Source organism: Candidatus Nealsonbacteria bacterium CG07_land_8_20_14_0_80_39_13, assembly GCA_002779355.1.
Lineage (GTDB): Bacteria > Patescibacteriota > Minisyncoccia > Minisyncoccales.
Map to the genome: position 1 here is coordinate 3,189 of PEWS01000024.1, position 5,119 is coordinate 8,307.

General features: G+C 40.0%; 4 protein-coding genes, 1 other RNA gene and 1 pseudogene (1 of these 6 running past the window's edge). 5 read left to right on the forward strand and 1 reads right to left on the reverse strand.

Annotation, left to right across the window (positions count from 1 at the left end; translation table 11 throughout):
- From COS96_01630 to COS96_01640, 3 genes and pseudogenes are all read left to right on the forward strand, one after another.
- Positions 1 to 190 (forward strand): annotated as a pseudogene (locus tag COS96_01630) (hypothetical protein) (it extends 1,490 nt beyond the left edge of the window).
- Between the two features lie 40 nt (positions 191 to 230).
- Entirely contained in the window at positions 231 to 1,280 is a 1,050-nt protein-coding gene (gene pgk, locus COS96_01635; protein PIU43949.1) for a phosphoglycerate kinase, read from the forward strand.
- Between the two features lie 20 nt (positions 1,281 to 1,300).
- Positions 1,301 to 2,476, forward strand: coding sequence for a hypothetical protein (locus COS96_01640; protein ID PIU43950.1), 1,176 nt, complete (start codon positions 1,301 to 1,303; stop codon positions 2,474 to 2,476).
- 35 nt (positions 2,477 to 2,511) lie between these two features.
- Here the strand turns inward: COS96_01640 and rnpB are convergent.
- An RNA gene (rnpB, locus tag COS96_01645) (RNase P RNA component class A) lies at positions 2,512 to 2,952 on the reverse strand.
- A gap of 85 nt (positions 2,953 to 3,037) precedes the next feature.
- On the opposite strand from rnpB, the gene COS96_01650 reads away from it, so the two are divergent.
- A complete protein-coding gene (locus COS96_01650; protein ID PIU43951.1) occupies positions 3,038 to 3,739 on the forward strand; it encodes a F420-0--gamma-glutamyl ligase in 702 nt (233 codons plus the stop codon).
- A gap of 2 nt (positions 3,740 to 3,741) precedes the next feature.
- On the forward strand, positions 3,742 to 5,119 hold a 1,378-nt coding region (gene mviN / locus COS96_01655), incomplete at its 3' end, for a murein biosynthesis integral membrane protein MurJ (protein ID PIU43952.1).

Below are 5,119 nucleotides of genomic sequence, written 5' to 3' on the forward strand. Positions count from 1 at the left end.
TCCGGCTCCGACTCCAGTTCCAGCCCCAGTTATTTCTTCTCCTAATGAGCCGATTAAATTAGAACAGATTTCTTTTTCTTCGTCTAAAAAGTATGAGAAAAAAGAATACGATAAACCGAAACGCAAAGAAATTAATTTAGGAGAATTAAAAAAGTTATTGCACGATTCTCTCGGAAAATTAAACGAGGGCAAGCCCTCTTCCACTGAAGCTACGGAGGGCAACCAAGACAATGAAGGATTTAAAAAGCTTTAATTTTCAGGGCAAGAGGGTTCTTGTCCGTTGCGATTTTAATGTTCCCCTTGATGAAGAAGGGGTTATTTTAGATGATTTTAGAATAAGAAAAACAATACCGACAATTGAATATTTACTCAAGGAAAAAGGAAGGGTTATTTTAATGTCGCACATGGGCCGTCCGTTGCAAAGTTCAAAATTCAAAGTCCAAAGTTCAAAGTTTTCGCTGAAAACAGTGGCCGGGAGGTTGAGCGAGTTATTGAATAGGGGGGTGGGGTTTTCGGAGGATTGCGTCGGCGAGGAAGTTGAAGAAAAGGTAAGCCGGATGGAAGAAGGAGATATTTTACTTTTAGAAAATTTAAGATTTCATAAAGATGAAGAAAATAATAATGAAGAATTCAGCCGTTCTCTGTCCCATTTAGCCGATATCTATATCAATGACGCTTTTTCAGTCTGCCATAGAAGCCACGCTTCAGTTGTCGGGATTACGAAGTATTTGCCTTCCGGAGCGGGGTTATTGTTGGAAAAAGAAATAGAAATTTTGTCTAAGATAATGGAAAATCCCGAGAAGCCGCTGGGTTTGATTATCGCCGGAACCAAGGCTGAAGATAAGGTTAAGGTTATAGAAAAATTTCTGGATATTGCTGATTTTTTTCTTCTAGGGGATTCAACGACAGAGGAGGTCAGGAAAAGGAAAATAAAAGACGATTCAGGAAAAATAATTTTCCCAAAGGACAGCTTGGGCGGTCTTGATATAGGGCCTCTGGCGAGAGAAGTTTTCAGAGAAAAAATATTATCAGCCAAAACTATTTTTTGGGCCGGTCCGCTGGGGAAAATTGATCAGGAAAAATATCAGGCCGGGACAAGGGAGGTTATTAAGGCTATCTTGGACAGCAAGTGTTTTTCAGTTGCCGGAGGAGGGGATACGATAGAGTTTATCAACAAATTAGGGGTAGCTGATAAATTTGGCCATATTTCCGTCGGAGGAAGCGCTATGTTAGCCTTTTTGGCCGGAGAAAAACTTCCCGGCTTAGAAGTCCTACAATAAAATTTAATTCCCAATAATCAATGAACAATCAAATAAAGAATTTAAAGAGGGCGACAATAAGAATTAAAAAAGCGGTTAAAAATAAAGAAAGGATCGTGCTTTACGGCGATTCTGATTTAGATGGCATAACTTCCACAATTATCCTGAAAGAAACAATCCGCAACTTAGGCGGAGATGTTGCCGGATATTATTTCCCCGATAGAGAATCCGACGGTTACGGGATAAACAAAAATGGGTTGAAGTTTATGAAAAAAATGGCTCCGGCTCTTTTTATTTCCATGGACCTCGGGATAACTAATTTCAAGGAAATTGATTTGGCCAATAAAATGGGCTTTGAGGTGATGGTTATTGACCATCATGAGATTATCAGGAAGCTTCCCAAGGCTTCTATTATTGTTGATCCGAAACAGCCGGGAGACAAATATCCTTTCAAGGTTTTGGCTAACGTCGGCATAGTTTTTCATCTCGCCGAAGAAATTTTAAAAAATAAATTTTCCGGAGAATTGAAAAAGGATTTTTTGGCGATTGCCGCGCTTGGAACAATCGCCGACATGGTTCCTGAAAAGGAAGATAACAGAGAAATAATAATCAAGGGTTTGAAATGTATAAAAGAGTCTTTGAGGCCAGGGATAAAAGTATTTAAGGATATTGATTATGTTGATAATTATATGGACAGTCGGGATTTTGCCAACAAAATTATTTCGGTTTTGAACGCCGGAAAAAAGAAGGATAATTTTCATGATACATACCTGCTTTTGACGGCTTCATCTCTTGAAGAGGCGCGCGGATTGGCTGAAGATTTGATAAAGAAAAGCGCGGAAAAACATAGGAGGATAAAAGAGATTACAGATGATATTGACCAGAAAATATTGGAGTCGCCGGAGGAGCCTATTGTTTTTGAAGGAGATTGCTCATGGGATTTGATTTCTTTAGGGTCGGTTGCTTCAAGAATTTGCGATATTTATCAAAAACCGACGTTTATTTTCGTCAGAGGCAAAAAAAATAATCCCGGGTCGGTGAGAATGCCCAAGGGAACTAATGCCGTCAAAGCAATGGACAGCTGTTCAAAATATCTTGAGGTTTATGGCGGACATCCTTTGGCGGCCGGATTCACCGTCAAGGATAAAAATATAGAAGGGTTCAAGAAATGCCTGTTAAAGTACTTTGAAGGGGAATCAAATTTTAAAAACCGTTAGAAAAAGAGCTTGCCGATAAGCAAGCTCTTTTTAAGTGTTTTGGGAAATCTATAAGCCGAATTCTGTATTTGTGTGATCATCTATCTAGCCCCGCAATTACTTGCGGGGTCAAGCGAACTACTTTTCCAGAAATTTTACATGAAAGCAAAATTCCTGATTTGTTCTTGCACCCCGGTAAGGATTTAACCGTTTCACTCCCAAAGTTTCCTAAGGGATTCGTCCGCCCAATTTTTCGCGAAGCGAAAAAATGTGGCGGACGCTTCAACCCTTTCGGGTCTCAGCGTCTCTGTTCGCACCTCTTCTCGCATTGCTGCGGGGGACGGGAATTGCCCGCTACCATTTTATCCCGCTGCGACGGGATCCCGCATTTTGCGGGATCCCGCTAAAAGCGGGAGAGTGTTCGGACTTTCCTTCCCCCCGCCCAAATTTTTGTTTTACAAAAAAATGTGGCGAAGAATGATCACCCGATTTCCCAAAACAATATTATTTTAGCACATTCTTTAGTTATGGCAAGGTCATTGCCTACTTTTTAAAATTTGAATTTTGAGCTAAACTTACATTATGTTCGTCGCTAACCCGGGAAAAAATTTAATAATTGATGTTGACGGAAAAAAATATGCCAGATATCCTGTTAAAACTCGCCTTGTCACCGAAGAAGACAAGGATTATGTTTCGTTTGTAAAAGAATATGTAAGTAATGTTCTGGAAGATGGGGATGTTGTTTTCGTGAGCGAGAAAATTATTTCCATTATGCAGGGCAGGTCTCATCGGATAGAAAAAATAAAGCCGACAAAACTGGCTATGTTTTTAAGCAAGCTTGTTCAAAAAAGACAGGGCGGAATAGGTCTGGGTATGCCGGAAACAATGCAATTGGCCATAGAAGAAGTCGGTATTTTCAGAATTTTATTGGCCGCCTTGCTCGCCGGATTAACAAAGCCATTTGGCATTAAAGGCGTCTTTTATATGGTCGCCGGAGATCAAGCCAGAGCAGTTGACGGTCCTTGCGAGTATACTATCCCTCCTTACAACAAATGCGCCGTTAGGGGGCCGTTAAATCCCGACAGAGTGGCAGAAGAAATCGCCGGAGAGCTTAAGGCGCCGACGGCCATAGTTGATATTAATGATTGGGGGGCGAATATTCTCGGTTTGAGCCAATCTTATAAATACGACAGGCAGGTTTTGTTAAAATCTTTAAAAGATAATCCTCTCGGGCAATGCGGAGAGTCAACTCCTATCGGCATCCTCCGCAAGGCAAAAGATTAAAAATGATCGGCGATATCCTGAATTCAAAAGTTAAGACAATCGGGGCGGTGGCAATTATTCTTGCTTTCGCGGCTTTGGCAAGTCGTTTTTTAGGTCTTGTCAGGGAATGGCTTTTAGCGTCAACTTTCGGCGCCGGTTCTGATTTGGACGCTTATTTCGTTGCCTTCAGAATTCCTGATTTCATTTACAATGTTCTGATTACAGGGGGAATTGTTTCCATTTTCCTGCCCTTATTTTCAGAATATTTTCCCAAGGACAAAGCAGAGGCCTGGCGATTTACTAATAATATTTTCAATATTTTTCTCTTTTTGCTTTCCATAATGTGTTTGGTCCTTTTTATACTTGCTCCCTTCATAATAAAATTAATTGCTCCGGGATTCGGCAAGGAACAGATTGAATTAGCCACTTCGTTAGCGAGGATAATGATGTTGAGCCCTGTTTTGTTTACTTTATATTCTGTTTTTGCCGGAGTTCTCCAATATTTTAACAAATTTATTATTTATAGCTTGGGTCCGATTATATATAATCTGGGCATTATTTTCGGCATTATATTCCTGTCTCCTTATTTTGGCATCAGTGGCGTTTCCATGGGCGTGATTTTAGGAGCGTTTGTTTTTCTGGCCGTTCAAATTCCCTTTGTGATTGAGAGCGGTTTTAATTACAAATTCATTCTTGATTTTAAGGATAAAAAGATACACAAATTTTTTAAATTAATGATTCCTCGCGTTTTTGCCTCCGCTTCTCTTGAGATAGAAACAGTTGCTTTTGTAATCATCGCTTCAACCTTAGGCGTCGGCGCCATAAGTATTTTTAATTTCGCCAATGATCTTCAATTTATTCCCATCGGAATTGTTACCATTTCCCTTGTTGTGGCCACATTCACAACGCTTTCAAAGCTTTGGGCCGAAGGCGAAAAAGAAAAATTTATAAAAACATTTTCTTCGGTCTTTCGCCAGATACTTTTTTTAATAGTGCCGATCAGTTTTTTGATGCTCGCATTAAGAGAGCAAATCGTAGCGATAATTTTAAGACATGGCAATTTCACTTTCCAAGACGCAGCTTTGGCCTCCGCTTGTTTGGGTATTTTTTGTCTCGGCCTTTTTGCTTACTCCGCCACCTTTTTCATAGTCAGGACATTTTATACTCTTCAAGATACCAAGACACCGACGCTGATAACCTCCTTTGTTGTTTTTTTGACCGTTTCATTGGCGATTTTCTTCGCTTGGCTTTTTAATAATTCAGAATTTGCCAGAAGTTTTCTGATAAGTTTTTTCGCTTTGGCGGATTTGCCCAAAATAGCTCTTTTGGGATTGCCCTTGGCTTTTTCCATAGGGTCTGTTATTCATCTCGGATTATCAATGACTTTTCTTTATAGGAAGA

What these genes read in the sequence shown, in the direction of transcription:
- pgk (PIU43949.1), top strand. Translation starts at nt 231, where the DNA reads ATGAAGGATTTAAAAAGCTTTAATTTTCAGGGCAAGAGGGTTCTTGTC.
- COS96_01640 (PIU43950.1), top strand. Translation starts at nt 1,301, where the DNA reads ATGAACAATCAAATAAAGAATTTAAAGAGGGCGACAATAAGAATTAAA.
- COS96_01650 (PIU43951.1), top strand. Translation starts at nt 3,038, where the DNA reads ATGTTCGTCGCTAACCCGGGAAAAAATTTAATAATTGATGTTGACGGA.